Origin of the sequence: Cryobacterium suzukii (genome assembly GCF_004403185.1) — a bacterium.
GTDB classification, from domain to species: Bacteria; Actinomycetota; Actinomycetes; order Actinomycetales; family Microbacteriaceae; genus Cryobacterium; species Cryobacterium suzukii.
In genome coordinates this window covers 1-16363 of the sequence record NZ_SOHJ01000013.1, presented here as the reverse complement: position 1 = coordinate 16363, position 16363 = coordinate 1, and the positions used below count along the sequence as shown (strand labels likewise).

Here is a 16363-nt window from a genome sequence, read left to right as displayed (position 1 = left end):
ACAGATCTGCAACAAAACTCGGGCTCAGGTGTTGCAGGTTGAAATTCGCGGCTCAGGCGTTGCTGGCGAGGGTACGAAAAATGCCGGTTACAGGGTCATTCCTCGCGGAGGGCTCGGCGCTCGGCCTCGACCCGCACGAGTTCCCGCTGAAGAGTGCGGTACATGTCGGTCTCGGCGGCATCCGCTCGCTGGAGGCGCCCAAGTAATTCGGCCTTGAGCCTGAGCAGGTCTTTGTCAATGAGCACGATCGTGATGTCGCGTACGTAACGGGCGACGTCTTTCTCGGTGCGCTCGGGAAGATTGGCCATGGCGAGTTCCTGCACGAGGTTCTTGAAGGTGTCAGGAACCTCGGAGACCACTCGATCGAGCCAGTCGGGCGCTTCGAAATGAGCGAGACTCGCGGCGATGGCGTCGCGCACGACCGCGAGCGAGGTGTTCGCAAAGGATGTCTGCACCGCGCTGTCAAGAATGTCGCGCCCGATCAGTGTCGGTCGCTGAAGCATCGCCATGAGACCGTCGCGCTCAAGCCGGGTAACCGGGTCGCCGGGCAATTCGACCAGCGAAAACGGCCGCTGGGGCAAAACTTCGACCGCGCCGGCGTGGCGTGGCGCGTTCGGTCCGCCGCTCGCCGAGGCGCGTGCCCCGGACTGGGCGTTCGTCACTGCCCTGGCGACTTCGCCCATGTCGACTCCCAGCATGCGGGAGAGTTCGCGGGTATACCCGGGGCGCAGCACGGGGTCGCGAATATCGCCGACCACGGGGGCCGCTGCGCGCAGGGCCGCCGTTCGGCCCTCGACGGTGTCGAGATTGTACTGAGAGAGAATCTGCCGAATCATGAACTCGAACATGGGCTTCTTCGAGTCGACCAGCCGCCGTACGGCGTCGTCACCGCGTTGCAGTCGCAGGTCGCAGGGGTCGAGTCCCTCCGGGCCTACGGCCACATAGGTTTGGGCGGAGAACCGCTGCTCCTCGCTGAAAGCGCGCATGGCGGCCTTCTGGCCGGCGGCATCCGGGTCGAAGGTGAAAACGACCTCGCCAACGCCGGAATCATCACCGAGCACACGGCGAAGCACCTTGATGTGGTCGACCCCGAATGAGGTACCGCAGGTAGCGACGGCCGTGGTGATTCCGGCCAGGTGGCACGCCATAACGTCGGTGTAGCCTTCGACGACCACGACCTGGTGGCTGCGCGAGATATCGCGTTTGGCCAGGTCGAGGCCGTACAGCACCTGGGCCTTGTGGTACACGGGCGACTCGGGCGTATTGAGGTACTTGGGGCCCTTGTCGTCGTCGAGCAACTTGCGGGCGCCGAAGCCGATGGTCTGCCCGGTGATGTCGCGAATCGGCCAGACCAGGCGACCACGGAAGCGGTCGTAGATGCCGCGGTCGCCAGCGGAGACCAAGCCGGAAAGGGTGAGTTCTTCGGTGGTGAATCCGCGACCACGCAGGTGGTTGGTCAGTTCGTCCCAACTTTTCGGGGCGAACCCCACCCCGAATCGAGTTGCGGCGTTGGCGTCGAATCCGCGCTGACCCAGGAAGGCGCGGCCAACCTCGGCACCCGCGCTGCCGAGCTGCTCAATGAAGAAATCGGATGCTGCCTGATTGGCAGCGAGCAGTCGCGCACGATTGCCGTGGTCGGGAGCTGCGCCGGAACCGTCTTCGTAGTGCAGGTCGAGCCCGACCCGACCGGCCAGGCGTTCGACGGCCTCGCTGAAGCTGACATGGTCCATCTTTTGCAGAAAGGAGTAGACGTCACCGCTCTCACCGCAGCCGAAGCAGTGGTAGAAACCGACCTGGGGACGCACGTGAAAACTCGGGCTGCGTTCGTCGTGAAAGGGGCAGAGACCCTTCATCGAACCGACACCCGCGGACTTCAGGGTGACGTAATCACCGACGATGTCGGCGATATTCGTGCGAGCCTTGACCTCTTCGATGTCACTTTGTCGAATCAGTCCAGCCATGCCTTAATTCTATCGTCCCGGGGCGACGGGCTTCGTCGCGAGGTCCCCGGGCCCATGTTCGGACCGTGGGCCCAGTTTATAAACTGGGCCCACGGACGGGGCCCAGGCCCCGTCCACAGAGAGAGGGAGTTTTAGCCCTGCACCAGGCGCTCGAACCAGGCCAGGGCCGACTGGTCGGTGAGGCTCGCGACCTGGTCGACGATAACGCGCTTTCGGGCGGCATCATCGGCGGCAGCATGCCAGTCTTCGCGAAAACCAGGGTCGAGGTGTTCGTCGCCAGACTGGTGCAGCGTTTCAGCCAGCAGAGTGAGCACCTGCCGCTGCTGCACGTAGATGGGCTTGCGGGTGTTGCGGGTCATCACAAAGGCCGCCACGATGCCTTTGAGCACCGCGATTTCGGCCTGGATCTCGCGGGGCACGATCACGTTGGCCCCGAAGCGCAGCATATTCGCGCCCGGATACGCTTCCTTGGTGGCGTGCACCGCTGCACCGCTGAAGCGGCCGATGAGCTGGCTCGTGAGGTTCTTGAGGTGACCCTGGTCGCGGCGCCCGGCGGTCCAGGAATCCATCCAGCCATCGAGAGAGTCGAGGCGGTTAAATGCGGTCGCGAGGTCGTCGGCGCTGGTCGCGTCGCCGATCCACTCTGACATGGTGGCGAGGAGTTCGTCATGGTTGGTGCGGCTGCTCAGGGCGGCCACGTCGACGTAACCGTTGACGATTGCGTCTTCAAAATCGTGCACGCTGTATGCGATGTCGTCGGAGAGATCCATCACCTGCGCTTCGATGCAGAGCCGGCGGTCGGGCGCTCCGTCGCGCAGCCATTCGAAGGCGGCGATGTCATCCTGGTAAAACCCGAACTTGGCGCGCCCGCTCGGGTCGAAGACCGACGAGCCCTCGGGCCAGGGGTATTTGCAGCTCGCGTCGAGGCTGGCCCGGGTGAGGTTCAGCCCGTAGCTGTGACCATCGGGACCGAACACCTTGGGTTCCAGCCGCGTGAGCAGACGCAGGGTCTGGGCGTTGCCCTCGAACCCGCCGATATCTTCAGACCAGAGGCTGAGTGCCTTCTCGCCGTTGTGCCCAAAGGGCGGATGCCCGATGTCGTGCGCCAGGCAGGCCGTATCGACGATGTCGGGGTCGACGTTGAGGCGCGACGCAATCTCCCGCCCGACCTGAGCAACCTCGAGCGAGTGGGTTAGCCGGTTTCGAGCGAAGTCGAGCCCCGCCGTTGGACTGAGCACCTGCGTCTTGGCCGCGAGGCGACGCAGGGCGCTCGAGTGCAGCAGGCGTGCCCGGTCGCGGGCGAAGTCGCTGCGCCGCGAATAATGTTCCTCGGGAAGCCAACGCGCCTCGTCAGTCTCGCTGTATCCCGTTTTGTTAGCCACCGCTGGTGTCCCCTTCGCCCTCGGTCAGATTTATTCGTTGCGCACCGACGAGATCCTGCGACTCGAGCCAGTGCTCGGGCAGCGAGGGCTTCTTCGGTGTTCCCGCGCGACCGCGCGGACCCTCGACGTCGGCGCCCGGGTAGGGCAACGAGGCGTCGAGGGTACCGAGCAGGTCGTCGAGCTGCGCGAGGGATTGCACCATGGCGAGACTCGCTCGCAGGTCGCCGCCCACCGGGTAGCCCTTGAAATACCAGGCAACGTGCTTGCGAATGTCGCGGCAGGCGCGGTCTTCGCTGTCGAAGTATTCGGTGAGCAGTTCGGCATGGCGGCGGAAAGCGTTGATGACCTGGCCGAGGCCGGGTTCGGCTTTGAGCTCCTTGCCGCGGAACGCCGCAGCGAGGTCGCCGAACAGCCACGGACGGCCCAGGCACCCGCGCCCGACAACGACGCCGTCGCATCCGGTCTCACGAACCATGCGCAGGGCGTCATCGGCTGACCAGATATCGCCGTTGCCGAGCACCGGCACGTCGCTGATGGCATTCTTGAGCTTTTCGATGGCCGACCAGTCGGCCTCGCCGGAATAGAACTCGGCTGCCGTGCGCCCGTGCAGGGCGATGGATGATACGCCGGCTCCGGCGGCGGCTTTGCCGGCCTCGATATAGGTGAGATGGTCGGCGTCGATGCCCTTGCGCATTTTCACGGTGAGGGGAATCGGGCCGGCCGCCGTGACGGCGGCTTCGACAATCTGGCGGAACAGGCCGATCTTCCAGGGCAGCGCCGCTCCCCCGCCCTTGCGGGTGACCTTGGGTACCGGGCAGCCGAAATTGAGGTCGATGTGATCGGCACGGTCCTCCGCGACGAGCATGGTCACGGCCTCGGACACGGTTTTCGGGTCAACGCCGTACAGCTGAATGGAGCGGGTGGTTTCGCTCTCATGGTGGGTGATCAGCCGCATCGTCTCGGCATTGCGCTCCACGAGTGCGCGGGAGGTGATCATCTCGCTGACGAACAGTCCGGCACCGTATTCGCGGCAGAGGCGACGGAAGGCCGTGTTCGTAATGCCGGCCATCGGCGCGAGCACCACGGGCACATCGAGCGTGAGCGGGCCTATTCTCAGCGGTTCACGTGCTGGCGGCGCCGGCTCACCGATTGTGGGGGTGCGTAAAGTCATGTTGGGTCAATTCTCCCAGAAAGCGAAGGATCCGCGAATCGGCCGCGGCGGCAGGCCGGACGGCGCACAAAAGCGCAGCTGCCGCAAGGAATGGACCGTTTGACCGCTGCGCCTGGGTGAGATGGATTTAGATCAGCTGCAGCAGCCGCCACCGCAGCAGGAACCGGCGGCCTCGTCGGTTGACGCGTCGGTTTGTCCGATGAGTTGGATCGTGGGTCGACCGGCTGCATCGGTGTACACCGGCGGGACGATGGTGGTGTTGGTGTCGCTCATGCGATTTTCTCCTCTGATCTTTCGGTGAGTATCTGGTTGAGAGCCTGAGTAAAAGTAGCAGGATCCTGCGCGCCGGAGATGCCGTACTTGCCATCAATGACGAAGAATGGAACTCCCTGGATCCCGTATTCATTGGCCAGCGCGACATCTGCCTTGACGTCAGCCAGAAAGTCGTGCGCGGTCAGCGCCCGCACAACGTCTGCACGATCAAGGCCGATTTCCGCGGCCAGATCGGCTAGATCCTCGATACGGCCAACATGGCGCCCATCGATGAAGTAGGCCTTGAGCAGACGCTCCTTCATGTCGATTTGGCGACCGTGGGCCTTGGCATAGTGCAGCAACTCGTGGGAGATAACCGTATTGGTCTGGTGCACCGAATCGTAGTCGTAGTGCAGGCCCACGCTCTCGGCAATGCCGGTGACACGCTCGAGCATCTCGGCGACCTGCGCGGGCGACATGCCCTTTGCCTCGCTCAGATACTCAGACGGTGTGCCGGCGTAGTCGACCGGAGTGTCGGGCGAGAGTTCGAAGCTGTGATATTCCACCTCGATGGCACCGCTGAATTGGGCTGCGCCGGCCTCGAACTTGCGTTTACCGATGTAGCACCAGGGGCACTGCACGTCGGACCAGATGTCAACCTTAATGGGGTCAGAACTTGGGCTTGCGGTCGTATTCGTATCAGTCACCTTCGTCACAACGGGGGCCAGTCTCTGTGTATTCCCGTTCGGAATATTAGCCGGCGGTGTTCAGGCCGTTGGAGTGTCGACGGCGCCGCCATAGCGCCTGTTGCGTGAAGCGTAGAGCTCAATCGCGTGCCAGAGGTCGACCCGGGTGAAATCCGGCCACAGCGTGTCGAGAAAGACCATCTCCGCGTAGGCGCTCTGCCAAAGCAGAAAGTTGCTCGTGCGCTGCTCCCCCGAACTGCGCACGAACAGGTCGACGTCGGGCAGCTCTGGCACGTACAACTGCCTGGCGATGGCCTTCTCGGTGATACCAGACGGCTTCAGCCTGCCGGCGGCGACGTCCTCGGCTAGCGCGCGCACGGCATCCGTTATTTCGGTGCGACCGCCGTAGTTCACGCACATGGTGAGGGTGAGAACATCGTTGCCGGCGGTGAGCCGCTCGGCGAACTGTAGTTCGTTGATAACGGATGCCCACAGCTTCGGTTTGCGCCCGGCCCACTTGATGCGCACGCCCCACTCGTTGAGTTGATCGCGGCGGCGGTGCAGCACGTCACGGTTGAAGCCCATGAGAAAACGCACCTCCTCGGGCGAACGCTTCCAGTTTTCGGTGGAGAAGGCGTACACACTGAGCTGTTTGACGCCAATCTGGATGGCACCAGCGACGACGTCGAGCAGAGCGGCCTCGCCGGCCTTGTGGCCCTCAATTCGGGTCAGGCCCTGCCCGTTGGCCCAACGTCCGTTGCCGTCCATGACCACGGCAACATGTTCCGGCACAACCTTGCGGGGTAGTTCGGGCGGGTACAGGCCGGTCCAGTCGAGCGGTTTGAACGGAGCGGCGTCGCGGTGGGTAAACGGCGCGTGCGCCGAACCTTTCAGACCGAACAGACTCGCCATCATCGAGCGATGTGTTCCAGCGAGCGAAGCCCGCGGCCCAGGTGCCACTGGGTGTAGGCGGCGACGACGCCAGCCGCCTGGCTCTGGGTGCGTTCGGGCGACTCGGCGGCGTGCACCCAATCGCCGGTCAGTAGCGCACTGAGCAGATCGATGGTTGCCGCATCGAGCCGGGGCGATCCGGGTGCGGCGCACTCGTCGCACACAATGCCGCCCATCTGCACGACCATGGCGCTGTGTTGACCGCCCGCGCTGAGCTCGCCGAGCGCGCCGCACCGGGCGCAGTCCTGAAAGCTCGGCGCCCAACCAGCCATTGACACGGCACGCAGCAGGTAGGAGTTGAGGGTGAGGTGGGAACCGTGTTCCTGTCGGGACAGTGATCGCAGCGCGCCGACGAGCAGCAGGTATTGCTGCAGCGACCCCTCGGATTCGGTGAGTTTGTCGGCGGTCTCAACCATCACGCTTGCGGCAGTGTAGCTGCCGTAATCGGCGGTGATCAGGGCGCCGTATGAGCCGAGCGACTCCGCCTGGGTGATGATATCGAGGCTGCGGCCCTCATAGAGCTGCACGTCGGCGACCATGAACGGCTCAAGCCTGGCTCCGAATTTGGAGCCGGTTCGCCGCACACCCTTGGCGACTGCGCGCACCTTGCCGTGTTGCCGCGTGAGCATGGTGACGATCCGGTCGGCTTCACCCAGCTTGTGGGTGCGCAGCACGACGGCTTCATCTCGGTAGACAGGCACAGATAATTATCCCACTCTGCCGCTGGGAGTGCGGCCACGGCGCGGGTACCCGCAGAACGACTGCCGCGCTTGACTGATTTTTTGTCACTAGTCGCTGCTGGCTCTGGTCTTTCGCACCGGACGGGGGGAGACTTAAGGGCACATAGTCCCCGTGGTATGGAGGTTTTCATGAAACCAGTCCAGGGCAGTCTGCCCGACATTATGCCCGTGCTCTCGCGTGGCAAACACCGCACTCCCAAAAGCGGGGGCTGCTTCATGGAATTCGCCTCCTACCTCGCTGGCGAGTCTTGGAGCGACCACCCCACATGCACCCACCCGGAGCTCGCCTCACTGGCTCGAATGGTCAACGATTGCAGTTCAGACGACGCCAGGTCGCGGCTCGCACTGCTGATTCCGTCGGTTATCGGCCTGACCGGTTCCGACAAGCGGATCGAAGTCGTGATCGCGCTGCGGGCCAGCTGCGAAGCGCTTCCTGTGGCCAGCCTGGAACGCCAGCGCGCGCTCGCGGTGGGCGTGCTTACCTGCGAGCGCACGGCATCCATTCTTGATCCGGCGCTGGCCGAGCGGGTGCGCCCCCTCATTCGGGCCGCCCTCGATGAAGCGCCCGATGCCGAGCGCTGGGCGCGCGGCTTCATCGGCAGTGTGCATTCGTGGTCGCACACCAAGTTCACACCGCGTACCGCCGACACGATCATTCGCGTCGCCGTGCAGGGTATCGGAGAAGCCTGTATCAGCGACCCGGACGCCCGGTTGTATGCCCTGCTCGATCACGCGATCAACGATTGCAGAGTGCTGCTGGGAACGCGCCACCTGAACCGAACGGTGTATTTGCCTGCGCTGGCCTGATCACCGGCTCACCGACCGCACCTGGATGGTGCAACGAAAGCCCAGACTCGCCTGACGGGACTGGGCTTTCGTCTTAGCGAAAACGGATGCTGCGGTGTCAGACGGCGGCCAGCTCCAGGTCGCCGACCTCGGCACGGATGCCGCGGTTGACGGCGGAGACAACCGACTTGAGCGAGGCTGTAGATATGTCCGCGTCGATGCCGACGCCCCAGTAGCGCTTGCCGTTCACGTCGAGTTCGACGTAGGCGGCCGCCTGCGCGTCGCCGCCGGCCGAGAGAGCGTGCTCCACGTAGTCGTACAGCGTGATGGCGATGCCGCGCTCGGCCATTACCCCCAAAAACGCGTTGATCGGGCCGTTGCCGGAACCTGTCACGGGCGTCACCGTGTCGCCGTCGCGCAGTTCGACCGCCAGGTCAACCGTGCCGGACAGGTCGCTCGACGTGCGGGTGGAGTGCAGCTCGAACCTGCCCCACTTGGCTTCGGGGCTCTTGATCGTCGCCGGCAAGTACTCGTCGTTGAAGATGTCCCAGATCTGCTCGCTCGTCACCTCGCCGCCCTCGGCGTCGGTTTTGGCCTGCACGACACCGGAGAATTCGATCTGCAATTTACGGGGCAGATCGAGGGCGTGGTCGGTCTTGAGCAGATAAGCGACGCCGCCTTTGCCGGACTGCGAGTTGACCCGGATCACGGCTTCGTAACTGCGTCCGAGATCCTTCGGGTCGATCGGCAGATAGGGAACGGCCCAGACCAGGTCGTTGACGGTGCAGCCCTGCTTGGCCGCGTCGGCATCCATCGCTTCGAAGCCCTTTTTAATGGCGTCCTGGTGCGATCCGCTAAAGGCGGTGAAGACCAGGTCGCCGGCCCACGGGTTGCGCTCCGGTACCGGCAGCTGGTTGCAGTACTCGGCCGTACGTTTGATCTCGTCGATGTTGCTGAAGTCGATCTGTGGGTCGATGCCCTGGGTGAACAGGTTGATGCCAAGGGCGACGAGGTCGACGTTTCCGGTGCGCTCTCCATTGCCGAACAGGCAGCCTTCGATGCGGTCGGCGCCGGCCAGGTAGCCGAGTTCGGCGGCAGCGATGGCGGTGCCGCGGTCATTGTGCGGGTGCAGCGAGATGAGGATGTTCTCGCGCTGGGTCAGATGACGGCTCATCCACTCGATGGAGTCGGCGTACACGTTGGGGGTGGCCATCTCAACGGTGGCCGGCAGATTGACGATGACCTTGCGGTCCGCGGTAGGCGCGAGGATCTCGACGACCTGATTGGTGATGTCCACGGCGAAGTCCAGCTCGGTGCCGGTGAAGCTCTCCGGGGAGTACTCGTAGTAGATGGTCGTGCCCGGAATGGTCGCTTCCATCTGCTTGCACAGACGAGCCCCGAACAGGGCCAAGTCGACGATGCCCTGCTTCTGTTCGCGAAAAACAACCTCGCGCTGCAAAATACTGGTGGAGTTGTAGAAGTGCACGATAGCCTGCTTGGCACCGGTGATGGACTCATAGGTGCGTTTGATCAGGTGTTCTCGCGCCTGGGTGAGCACCTGGATGGTGACGTCGTCGGGAATGGCGTTGTCGTCGATGAGGCTGCGTACGAAGTCGAAGTCGGTCTGGCTCGCCGAGGGGAAGCCCACCTCGATCTCCTTGTAGCCCATGCGCACGAGCAGGTCGAACATGATGCGCTTGCGCTCGGGGCTCATCGGGTCGATGAGCGACTGGTTGCCGTCCCGCAGGTCGACCGCGCACCAGCGCGGGGCAACCGTGATGTGTTTGCTCGGCCAGGTACGATCGGTCAGTTCGACGGCGAACTGCTCGTGGTACGGGCGATAGCGGTGGATCGGCAGGGTGGATGCGGTCTGGTTGTTCTTCATGATCCTGTTCCTCGTGGTGTCGTACAGCCAACGACAAACGCCGCGACGAGGGAGGCCTTTAGATTAGGACTCGTCGCGGCAGCTAAGGAGGAGCGCACCGTTCAACACGTTTTTTAGGCTAGCACCGTTTGGCACGGTTGCGACCACGTGCTCTAGCGCAAATCTCGCAACCGATCAGTGATGCTATTGTCCTCACCTGCTCGTCGCTCATAGGTGACGGCGATAATCAGCAGCACGGCACCGACGACAGCCAGGGTGATCCACCACGGCATCGACTCTATCCCCCGGCCGATCTGCACCAGGAACACGAGAACGTTCTCGAGGGGAAGCACGACAATGCCGACTAGAAACGGCGCTGCGAGCTTGAGACTCGACCCGATCAAGATACAGACGAGCGCGATGATGATCACGAGAATCGCCCGCCAGGTCTGTGGGTCGGTAAAGGTGGCCAGGACCGACGCCAACAGCAGGGTCACGATCCCCGGGGCGAGCACGGGCCACGAGCCGATCCAACCTGCCGGCCAGCTGTTGACGGTGCCGTCACGCCGGCGGCCACTATCTGAATGCACGCGCGCGGCATGCCCTCGCGTACCCCCGAGGATCACGGCGCCAGCCCCAATCAGGAAGATGCCCAGGGGCAAGGAGAACCACTCGACACGCAGATCTCGGGGACTCCACGCCACGATTGACGTGACGAAAGCGAGGGCAAAGATGAACCACGCTGGTGGCAGGCTCGTTGGGTGGGTGCGCAGCCGCCAGGCGATGACGATCATGACGACGAGGTACCCGAGCATGAGTGCCCACATTGCCCAGATCGTGAACCAATCGCGCTCGATCGCCGTCCAGGTGGCGACGGCGACGTAGACGGCGGAGGGCGCATACAACCAGCGAGTGCGGGCGAGCGATGAGTCCTCCGACACAATCGAGCGGATGGCGCGCGCCCCAAGGGCAGCCGGCAGCGCGCCCGCCAGGCCGATTCCGAAGCAGATCAGAACGAGTGGTACCCCTCCGGTGGTGATCGCGTCGGTGCCGAGGCCGAATCTCACACCCTGGATCGCACCGGCCACCCCGGCGGCTATCGCGACACCGAGGGTCGGTATCTGCAGGACGCGGAGTAATTCGCCACGCGCCGTAGAGCCGCGACCGAGCAACACGCCGAGACCAAGTAGGAGCCAGCCCGCGGCGACGAGGCTGTAGCCACGCCACGGGGACAACGCGGCAGCTGCCGTGCCGGACACCGCCAGAACCACCAGGACCGGTGCGACGGCCACGACCAGGCCCGTCGCGTAGAGCGATACGGTGCGAAAACCGCGTGCGGCGAGGATCATTCCGATGATCACGGCGGCCAGGCTCGGTGGAAGCAAGTATGGTTCGAGCACGCTGATTCCGGCCAGGGCCCAGAGGCACCACAGCGCGCCGGTGAATGAGGCGGCGGCGACCCACCACCCGTAGCGACGTCTTCCCCAGAAGGCCGTGGCTGCGGCGCCGAGCCCGAGGACGACCAGCACGATGAAGGTGGTCGGTAATCCTGCGGCCACGCGCACGAGCGCCAGCACGACAGCGATCGCTGCGGTGAGCAGTGTGGAGGCTTCAATCGCGATTCGGGCAGCCGTCGCATCTCGAGTCCCAATCCCCCGCCTGCCCAGCACCCGGCCGATCAAGCCGGTGCTGGGGAGAACGATGGCGACAAGAGCGGCGATCACCGGCAGGGTCACCGGAGACGCGCTGCCGAGGAGCACCTGCGCGCCGAGGCAGATCACCACGACGGCCAGTGACGGAACGAGGAGGCTGGCAGCGATAAAGCGGAGCACGATGCCTAGGCCCGCACGCCGCGTATTGAGGAGGGTGAGCGCCAGCAAAAAGATGAGCGTGGTCGAGAGCGCCGTCCAGCCGCTGCGCTCGAAGAGCACCTGCACAACCCCAATCATGAACGGCACCGACGTCACGACCAGAATCGCGTACCACGCCGGAGGTGCCACCCGTCGAAGGAAGGTTGCGGCGATCGCACCGATCGACCCGAGCGATGTGGTGAGGCAAAGTAACGCAATGGTGCCGACGCCCACTTGGTTCAGTGCCAGCGCGAAGATGAACAGTGCGTAGGCGTAACCCGCTCCGACATGCAGAAACCGCGTCTTGGTCGGTACAGTTTTCGCGATGACGGCGATGGTCGCGATGATCGCGATGCCAGCCCAGACGGTCACAGTACCGTCGGCCAGGGAGCAAACAGTAGCCAGCAACACTGCGAAATGGGTGCCCAAAACGAGTGGCAATCGCATCCTGAGGGAGGCGCCCCTGATGCGCGGAACAGCAACGAGCACAAGGCTCGTTGTCACGGCCAGGCTCAGGGCGATCGCGATTCGCGACCCCAGGGGCAAGACGGGCAGACAAGCAAGGGCCAGCCCAGCGAGGGCGGCGAGCCAGATCGCAATCGAGCCGGTCCACGCTGCCAGCTTGGGGGAAGCGGCATCCGTTCTCGTTGCGCTCGGGCGCCGCGCTAGTACCGAGAAAGCGCCGACCCCTCCGGACATGGCGCCAAGGCCGAGCACAACAGCGAGAACCCCATGCGGAGGCAGTACGTCACTCGCACCGCTGTCTGAGCCGCTGGCAGAAGTGAGCACCGTTACGGCCCCGATGAGCACAGCTAGGAAAACAGGCGAGAGCACGCTCACACCGGCCAACGCAAATGCACCCCCCAGGAAGGCTCGCCGCCCGAGGGCACGCGCTCTCGGGGCAAGTGCCTGAAACACGAGCAGTGCGGCGGCCCCCGCTGCCGGGGCGACGGTCAAGTACCACACGCCCGCACCGTTGGCCCAGAGGTCGAGTGCGAACGGGAAGCTGACAGCGGCGGCCATCGCGGTAGCGCCGGTGGTGGCGCTCCAGAAGGTCCGGGCGATCTGCCGGGTCGCAAGTAGGGCGAGCGCTGCGACGGCGGCCAACACTGCGGTGATCGTCAGCCAGTACTGGGTCGTGGTGGTGAACTCGATGAACCCTATCTGGGCAAGCACGATGCCGGCCGCGACGATCTGAATCGTCGCAAGTGTCATCCGCTCCGGCCGGAGGCGCCCATCAAACCGGTGCGCGAGAGCGGGTGTCGTCCCGATCAGCCCGAGCGCGACGAACGCCACTCCAAGGTGCCCCAGGGTCGCCGACAGTGTGGTTCCCCCCGCGTAGCCCAGCATCGCGGGAGCGACAGTGAGACCCGCGAGCGAGATCCACAGCCAGCCGCGAATGCGCGCGCGCGTCGAGGCGAAGACCATGACGCCGCAGCTGACGATTGTTCCGGTGGCGGCGAGCACCCAGGGGCCGGCCCCGGGCTGCGACAGTTGCGAGACAGCAAAGACGTCGAGGGCAATGAAGACCATCCCGAGGCAACCTACTGCCTCCGCCGACAATTGCAACTGGTGGCGGGCCAGAAGCCAGGCGCCGCTAAGAAAGAGGATGGTGATCAGCCCGACGATCACGCTGCGCAGGGTGTGATCGGTGAGGTCGGGGTTGAAGAAGGTGAAGACGACCGCGGAGACCGCAAACAATCCAGCGCCCGCAACAGCCAACACCGACTGAACGGTCGCGCTTGACCGCGCAGCAGCTGTGGTCGCCGCACTTGCGCTTATGTCGGGGCGCCCGCGCATCCGCTTTGGCCTCGGTGCAACTGTCGATGCCGATTTCGGCGGCACAGGCCCGGCGCCGGCTTCGACCTCGGTTCTTGTAGACGGGCGCGACACCCGGACGAGTGCTTCCTGTCGAGCAACGAGCGCCTCGGCTGCTGCCTCGGAGGCTTCCCAGAGTTGGGCAGCCAGAATGCCCACGAGCGCGGCACCGCAGTTGCGGCAGTGTTCATCGGGCAGCGCGGCGACCCCGCAGACCGGGCACGACCTCCGGTCGAGAAGGTGGCTCATCGCAACATCGTTCCACGGTTGCAACATTGGCTGCATGCTCATGCGCCCGTCACCGTGGCTTGTGCGGCAAAATCCGCGTCATCGTTCGGCACCCACCTGAAGATGTCACCGGGCTGGCATTCGAGCACGCGGCAGATCGCGTCCAGGGTTGAGAATCGCACGGCCTTTGCCCGCCCGTTCTTAAGCACGGACACATTCGCCGGGGTGATGTCGATCGCGGCAGCGAAGTCGGCGACCGACATCTTCTTCTTGGCGAGTTCGACGTCGAGGTTGATCACGATGGGCATCAGACCACTTCCGCGAGGTCGCGTTCGAGTTGCGAGGCCTTGCGCAAGAGCCCTCGCATCACAACGATCATCAAGGCAAGGCCCGAACCGACGACTATTCCGAGCGAGCACAGCATGATGACCGAAGGTGAGGCAACACCAGCAACGGCCAGGGTGATAAACGATCCGAGGATGAGGAGGGTCGCCAGGGCGACTATGCCGAGGATGATGTTGACGTACCTGAACGCGTTTTCTCTAAAAATGATGGATGCCCGCACCAACGAGAGCAGCCGCCAGACGCAGGCGAGTGCGACCTGCACGCAGAGCAGGAACCCGACGGTGACCACGATCCCGGGTACCTGGAGATAGCCCAGCTGCGGGGACTTTTCGACCATCTGCTGCGCGACCGCGGGAATCACGAAGACCTGGCACGCTAAAAGCAACGCGATCAGCGCGAGGATGAGTGTTTTCAAGGTGATGATCGCCGTGCGATGCATGCTAATCCTATCGATTATCGGTGTAAATCTATCGATAAACAATATACACACATTATTCCGAACTCGGAAAAGGGGTGATTACTCGATAAGCTAGCTACTCATTTTCTTCAACGGGTGTCGCCGACAGTCCGCCCAGGACGGAGGCAAGATTCGAGGAATCATCGACCGTGACGGCGAACTCTTTGCCGTTATTGAGCGTGAGCACGACGCCCTCGCCCGCCCGGAGCACTACCGCCGAGCGGCCTGGCAGGACTCGGTAGCCCCACCCTCCCCATGCACCTGGATTGACAGCTTCCGTACGGACCTTTTTAATTTGCGATAGTCGAATGGACTTTGCGACAAAAGGAAGAAGCTGAGAGCGCATGCGAAGGCCGCGGCCGTCTGCTGTGATTCTGACCCTACTCATGGCCACCATGAGGAGCACGACCACAGCCAGAACAACGGCAGAGCTGACAATTGCCACACCTGGGTTCGGTGAGGCCAGCGGGACCCACAACGAAACGGTACCTACAGCAAAAATCCCCACGGCGGTCCAAGCGAAAGCAGGCACAGTCATTGTGTGGCTCCAGGCAGCGGTCTGTGTCGGCGACAACACCAGGGGGTCAGGCTGCCCTTCCGCATCCGGCCGCGCTGGCTTGCCAGCAATTATGGCGGGCAAGAACCCAAAAGTGATCGCGCCCCAAATCACAACACCCAAGTTCTCCAGAACCGGCTGCGATGCGGCTGCCGCGCCCAACGCCGCACTGGTCGTCCACATGATGAAGCAGAGACTTCCAACGATCCCCGTGACGAGAAGAGGCAGACGCGGCGTGAAATGCGCTGTGCGCGTGAGGCCCGAGGTGAGACCAAATGCGCCGGTAACAACTGCCGTGACGGCAGTGATACCAAGGAGAACGAACGTCGGTTGGGTGGTGGCAATTGTGTCGCCAGACCACTGGGTGGGAAGAGCCTCCGGCAGGCTGCCGCGCCACAATAGCCATGTCGCAACGATGGCGACAAATGGCATCAGGGTGAGGACCCCTGCTGTGACGGTGCGAACCCTGCGCACGCCCCCGAGTGTTGCAGCCATGATTAAATCCTTTCCATTAGACGGATCACGTCTGCACGAGTCAGACCCAATTCATATGCTTCGGCCAGGATTTTTTCAGCCAGCCGAGTCAGGTGTGCGTGTTCCGGTGACGTCCGAGCTCGAACCCAGGCGCCACGCCCTTGCCGCATCTCGACGATTCCTTCTTCACGGAGTCGACCGTAGGCTCGCAAGACCGTGTGCATATTGACCCCCAATGCCTGCGCCAATTCGCGCGCTGGTGGTAGTCGCTCACCGATTTGCACACTGCCCTCGGCAATCCCCGAACGAATTTGGACGGCTATTTGCTTGCCGAGGGGAACCTCTGAGCCATGATCAATGCGGACCAACATGCCTGCAATGTTACTATAACAATGCATCTCCTATCCAGAATGCGACAGAGACCGACATCTACCGCCCCGGTTCGTCGCTCGCAAGAACGAAGTTAGGCCGCGCCGCGAGTCGCTTGTTCAGCCGCAGGCGGATCAACGCTGTGATGAGTCCGATCAAATTGCCACTGGGCCAGAGCGACAAAAGAAGTGCCGCCCACATAGCGAACGCGAAGCTCACGAGCCCCATCGTGATCGCGATTCCCAAGTGAAAGGTTATGCCGAGAGAAAGCAGCACGAGCCGGAACTTTGGCGGAAGAAAGATTGAGATGCCGAGAAAGAACTCGAGAAAGAGCAGCCCTGGTCGACGATCGATATGCCAGAGGAAACATTTTTTTGGGTATTTTTTGGTGGGTTTTGGCGATTTAGCGCTTATAAGCATGATTTTTCCTCGGGAATGTCGGTGGTCGGGTGTTGGGTTGAATCATGAACAAC

15 protein-coding genes are annotated in these 16363 nt (G+C 63.3%); 1 reads left to right on the top strand and 14 read right to left on the bottom strand.

What is annotated here, in order from left to right; genetic code table 11:
- Positions 1-95: 95 nt before the first annotated feature.
- From dnaG to recO, 7 genes are all read right to left on the bottom strand, one after another.
- Positions 96-1961: a DNA primase gene (gene dnaG / locus E3T39_RS12840; protein ID WP_134515955.1), complete on the bottom strand. Its 1866-nt coding sequence runs from the start codon at positions 1959-1961 to the stop codon at positions 96-98.
- Between the two features lie 131 nt (positions 1962-2092).
- Positions 2093-3343 carry a deoxyguanosinetriphosphate triphosphohydrolase gene (locus E3T39_RS12835; protein ID WP_134515953.1) on the bottom strand — a complete coding sequence of 417 codons (1251 nt, stop codon included), beginning with the start codon at positions 3341-3343 and terminating at the stop codon, positions 2093-2095.
- Positions 3336-4514 carry a tRNA dihydrouridine synthase DusB gene (gene dusB / locus E3T39_RS12830; protein ID WP_134515951.1) on the bottom strand — a complete coding sequence of 393 codons (1179 nt, stop codon included), beginning with the start codon at positions 4512-4514 and terminating at the stop codon, positions 3336-3338. The genes E3T39_RS12835 and dusB overlap by 8 nt, the downstream gene beginning before the upstream one ends.
- A gap of 132 nt (positions 4515-4646) precedes the next feature.
- Entirely contained in the window at positions 4647-4787 is a 141-nt protein-coding gene (locus tag E3T39_RS16185) for a hypothetical protein (protein ID WP_166784130.1), read from the bottom strand.
- Positions 4784-5473: a DsbA family oxidoreductase gene (locus E3T39_RS12825; RefSeq protein WP_134515949.1), complete on the bottom strand. Its 690-nt coding sequence runs from the start codon at positions 5471-5473 to the stop codon at positions 4784-4786. Before E3T39_RS12825 ends, E3T39_RS16185 begins: the two co-directional genes overlap by 4 nt.
- Before the next feature lie 60 nt (positions 5474-5533).
- On the bottom strand, positions 5534-6367 hold the full coding sequence (locus tag E3T39_RS12820; RefSeq protein ID WP_241979700.1) for an isoprenyl transferase: 834 nt from the start codon (positions 6365-6367) through the stop codon (positions 5534-5536).
- Positions 6364-7104: a DNA repair protein RecO gene (gene recO, locus E3T39_RS12815; RefSeq protein ID WP_134515947.1), complete on the bottom strand. Its 741-nt coding sequence runs from the start codon at positions 7102-7104 to the stop codon at positions 6364-6366. Before recO ends, E3T39_RS12820 begins: the two co-directional genes overlap by 4 nt.
- Before the next feature lie 168 nt (positions 7105-7272).
- Between recO and E3T39_RS12810 the strand changes: the two genes are divergently transcribed.
- Positions 7273-7950 carry a hypothetical protein gene (locus E3T39_RS12810; protein WP_198416135.1) on the top strand — a complete coding sequence of 226 codons (678 nt, stop codon included), beginning with the start codon at positions 7273-7275 and terminating at the stop codon, positions 7948-7950.
- Between the two features lie 97 nt (positions 7951-8047).
- Here the strand turns inward: E3T39_RS12810 and leuA are convergent, their stop codons facing one another.
- The 7 genes from leuA to E3T39_RS12775 form a co-directional block, all read right to left on the bottom strand.
- Complete coding sequence (gene leuA, locus E3T39_RS12805; protein ID WP_134515945.1) at positions 8048-9814, bottom strand: 2-isopropylmalate synthase; 1767 nt, start codon at positions 9812-9814, stop codon at positions 8048-8050.
- Between the two features lie 152 nt (positions 9815-9966).
- Positions 9967-13710, bottom strand: coding sequence for an SCO7613 C-terminal domain-containing membrane protein (locus tag E3T39_RS12800; protein WP_134515943.1), 3744 nt, complete (start codon positions 13708-13710; stop codon positions 9967-9969).
- 38 nt (positions 13711-13748) lie between these two features.
- Positions 13749-13997 (bottom strand): helix-turn-helix domain-containing protein, encoded by a 249-nt coding sequence (locus E3T39_RS12795; protein ID WP_134515941.1) that lies wholly within the window; start codon positions 13995-13997, stop codon positions 13749-13751.
- A complete protein-coding gene (locus E3T39_RS12790) occupies positions 13997-14473 on the bottom strand; it encodes a DUF2975 domain-containing protein (protein ID WP_134515940.1) in 477 nt (158 codons plus the stop codon). The genes E3T39_RS12795 and E3T39_RS12790 overlap by 1 nt, the downstream gene beginning before the upstream one ends.
- Positions 14474-14567: 94 nt before the next feature.
- On the bottom strand, positions 14568-15542 hold the full coding sequence (locus tag E3T39_RS12785; protein ID WP_134515938.1) for a hypothetical protein: 975 nt from the start codon (positions 15540-15542) through the stop codon (positions 14568-14570).
- A gap of 2 nt (positions 15543-15544) precedes the next feature.
- Entirely contained in the window at positions 15545-15892 is a 348-nt protein-coding gene (locus tag E3T39_RS12780; RefSeq protein ID WP_134515936.1) for a GntR family transcriptional regulator, read from the bottom strand.
- A gap of 58 nt (positions 15893-15950) precedes the next feature.
- Positions 15951-16310 (bottom strand): hypothetical protein, encoded by a 360-nt coding sequence (locus E3T39_RS12775; protein ID WP_134515934.1) that lies wholly within the window; start codon positions 16308-16310, stop codon positions 15951-15953.
- Positions 16311-16363: the final 53 nt, after the last annotated feature.

Coding starts and splice junctions, on each gene's coding strand:
- dnaG (WP_134515955.1), bottom strand. CDS start 1,961: ATGGCTGGACTGATTCGACAAAGTGACATCGAAGAGGTCAAGGCTCGC.
- dusB (WP_134515951.1), bottom strand. CDS start 4,514: ATGACTTTACGCACCCCCACAATCGGTGAGCCGGCGCCGCCAGCACGT.
- E3T39_RS16185 (WP_166784130.1), bottom strand. CDS start 4,787: ATGAGCGACACCAACACCACCATCGTCCCGCCGGTGTACACCGATGCA.
- E3T39_RS12820 (WP_241979700.1), bottom strand. CDS start 6,367: ATGATGGCGAGTCTGTTCGGTCTGAAAGGTTCGGCGCACGCGCCGTTT.
- E3T39_RS12810 (WP_198416135.1), top strand. CDS start 7,273: ATGAAACCAGTCCAGGGCAGTCTGCCCGACATTATGCCCGTGCTCTCG.
- leuA (WP_134515945.1), bottom strand. CDS start 9,814: ATGAAGAACAACCAGACCGCATCCACCCTGCCGATCCACCGCTATCGC.
- E3T39_RS12800 (WP_134515943.1), bottom strand. CDS start 13,710: ATGAGCCACCTTCTCGACCGGAGGTCGTGCCCGGTCTGCGGGGTCGCC.
- E3T39_RS12795 (WP_134515941.1), bottom strand. CDS start 13,997: ATGCCCATCGTGATCAACCTCGACGTCGAACTCGCCAAGAAGAAGATG.
- E3T39_RS12790 (WP_134515940.1), bottom strand. CDS start 14,473: ATGCATCGCACGGCGATCATCACCTTGAAAACACTCATCCTCGCGCTG.
- E3T39_RS12785 (WP_134515938.1), bottom strand. CDS start 15,542: ATGGCTGCAACACTCGGGGGCGTGCGCAGGGTTCGCACCGTCACAGCA.
- E3T39_RS12780 (WP_134515936.1), bottom strand. CDS start 15,892: ATGTTGGTCCGCATTGATCATGGCTCAGAGGTTCCCCTCGGCAAGCAA.
- E3T39_RS12775 (WP_134515934.1), bottom strand. CDS start 16,310: ATGCTTATAAGCGCTAAATCGCCAAAACCCACCAAAAAATACCCAAAA.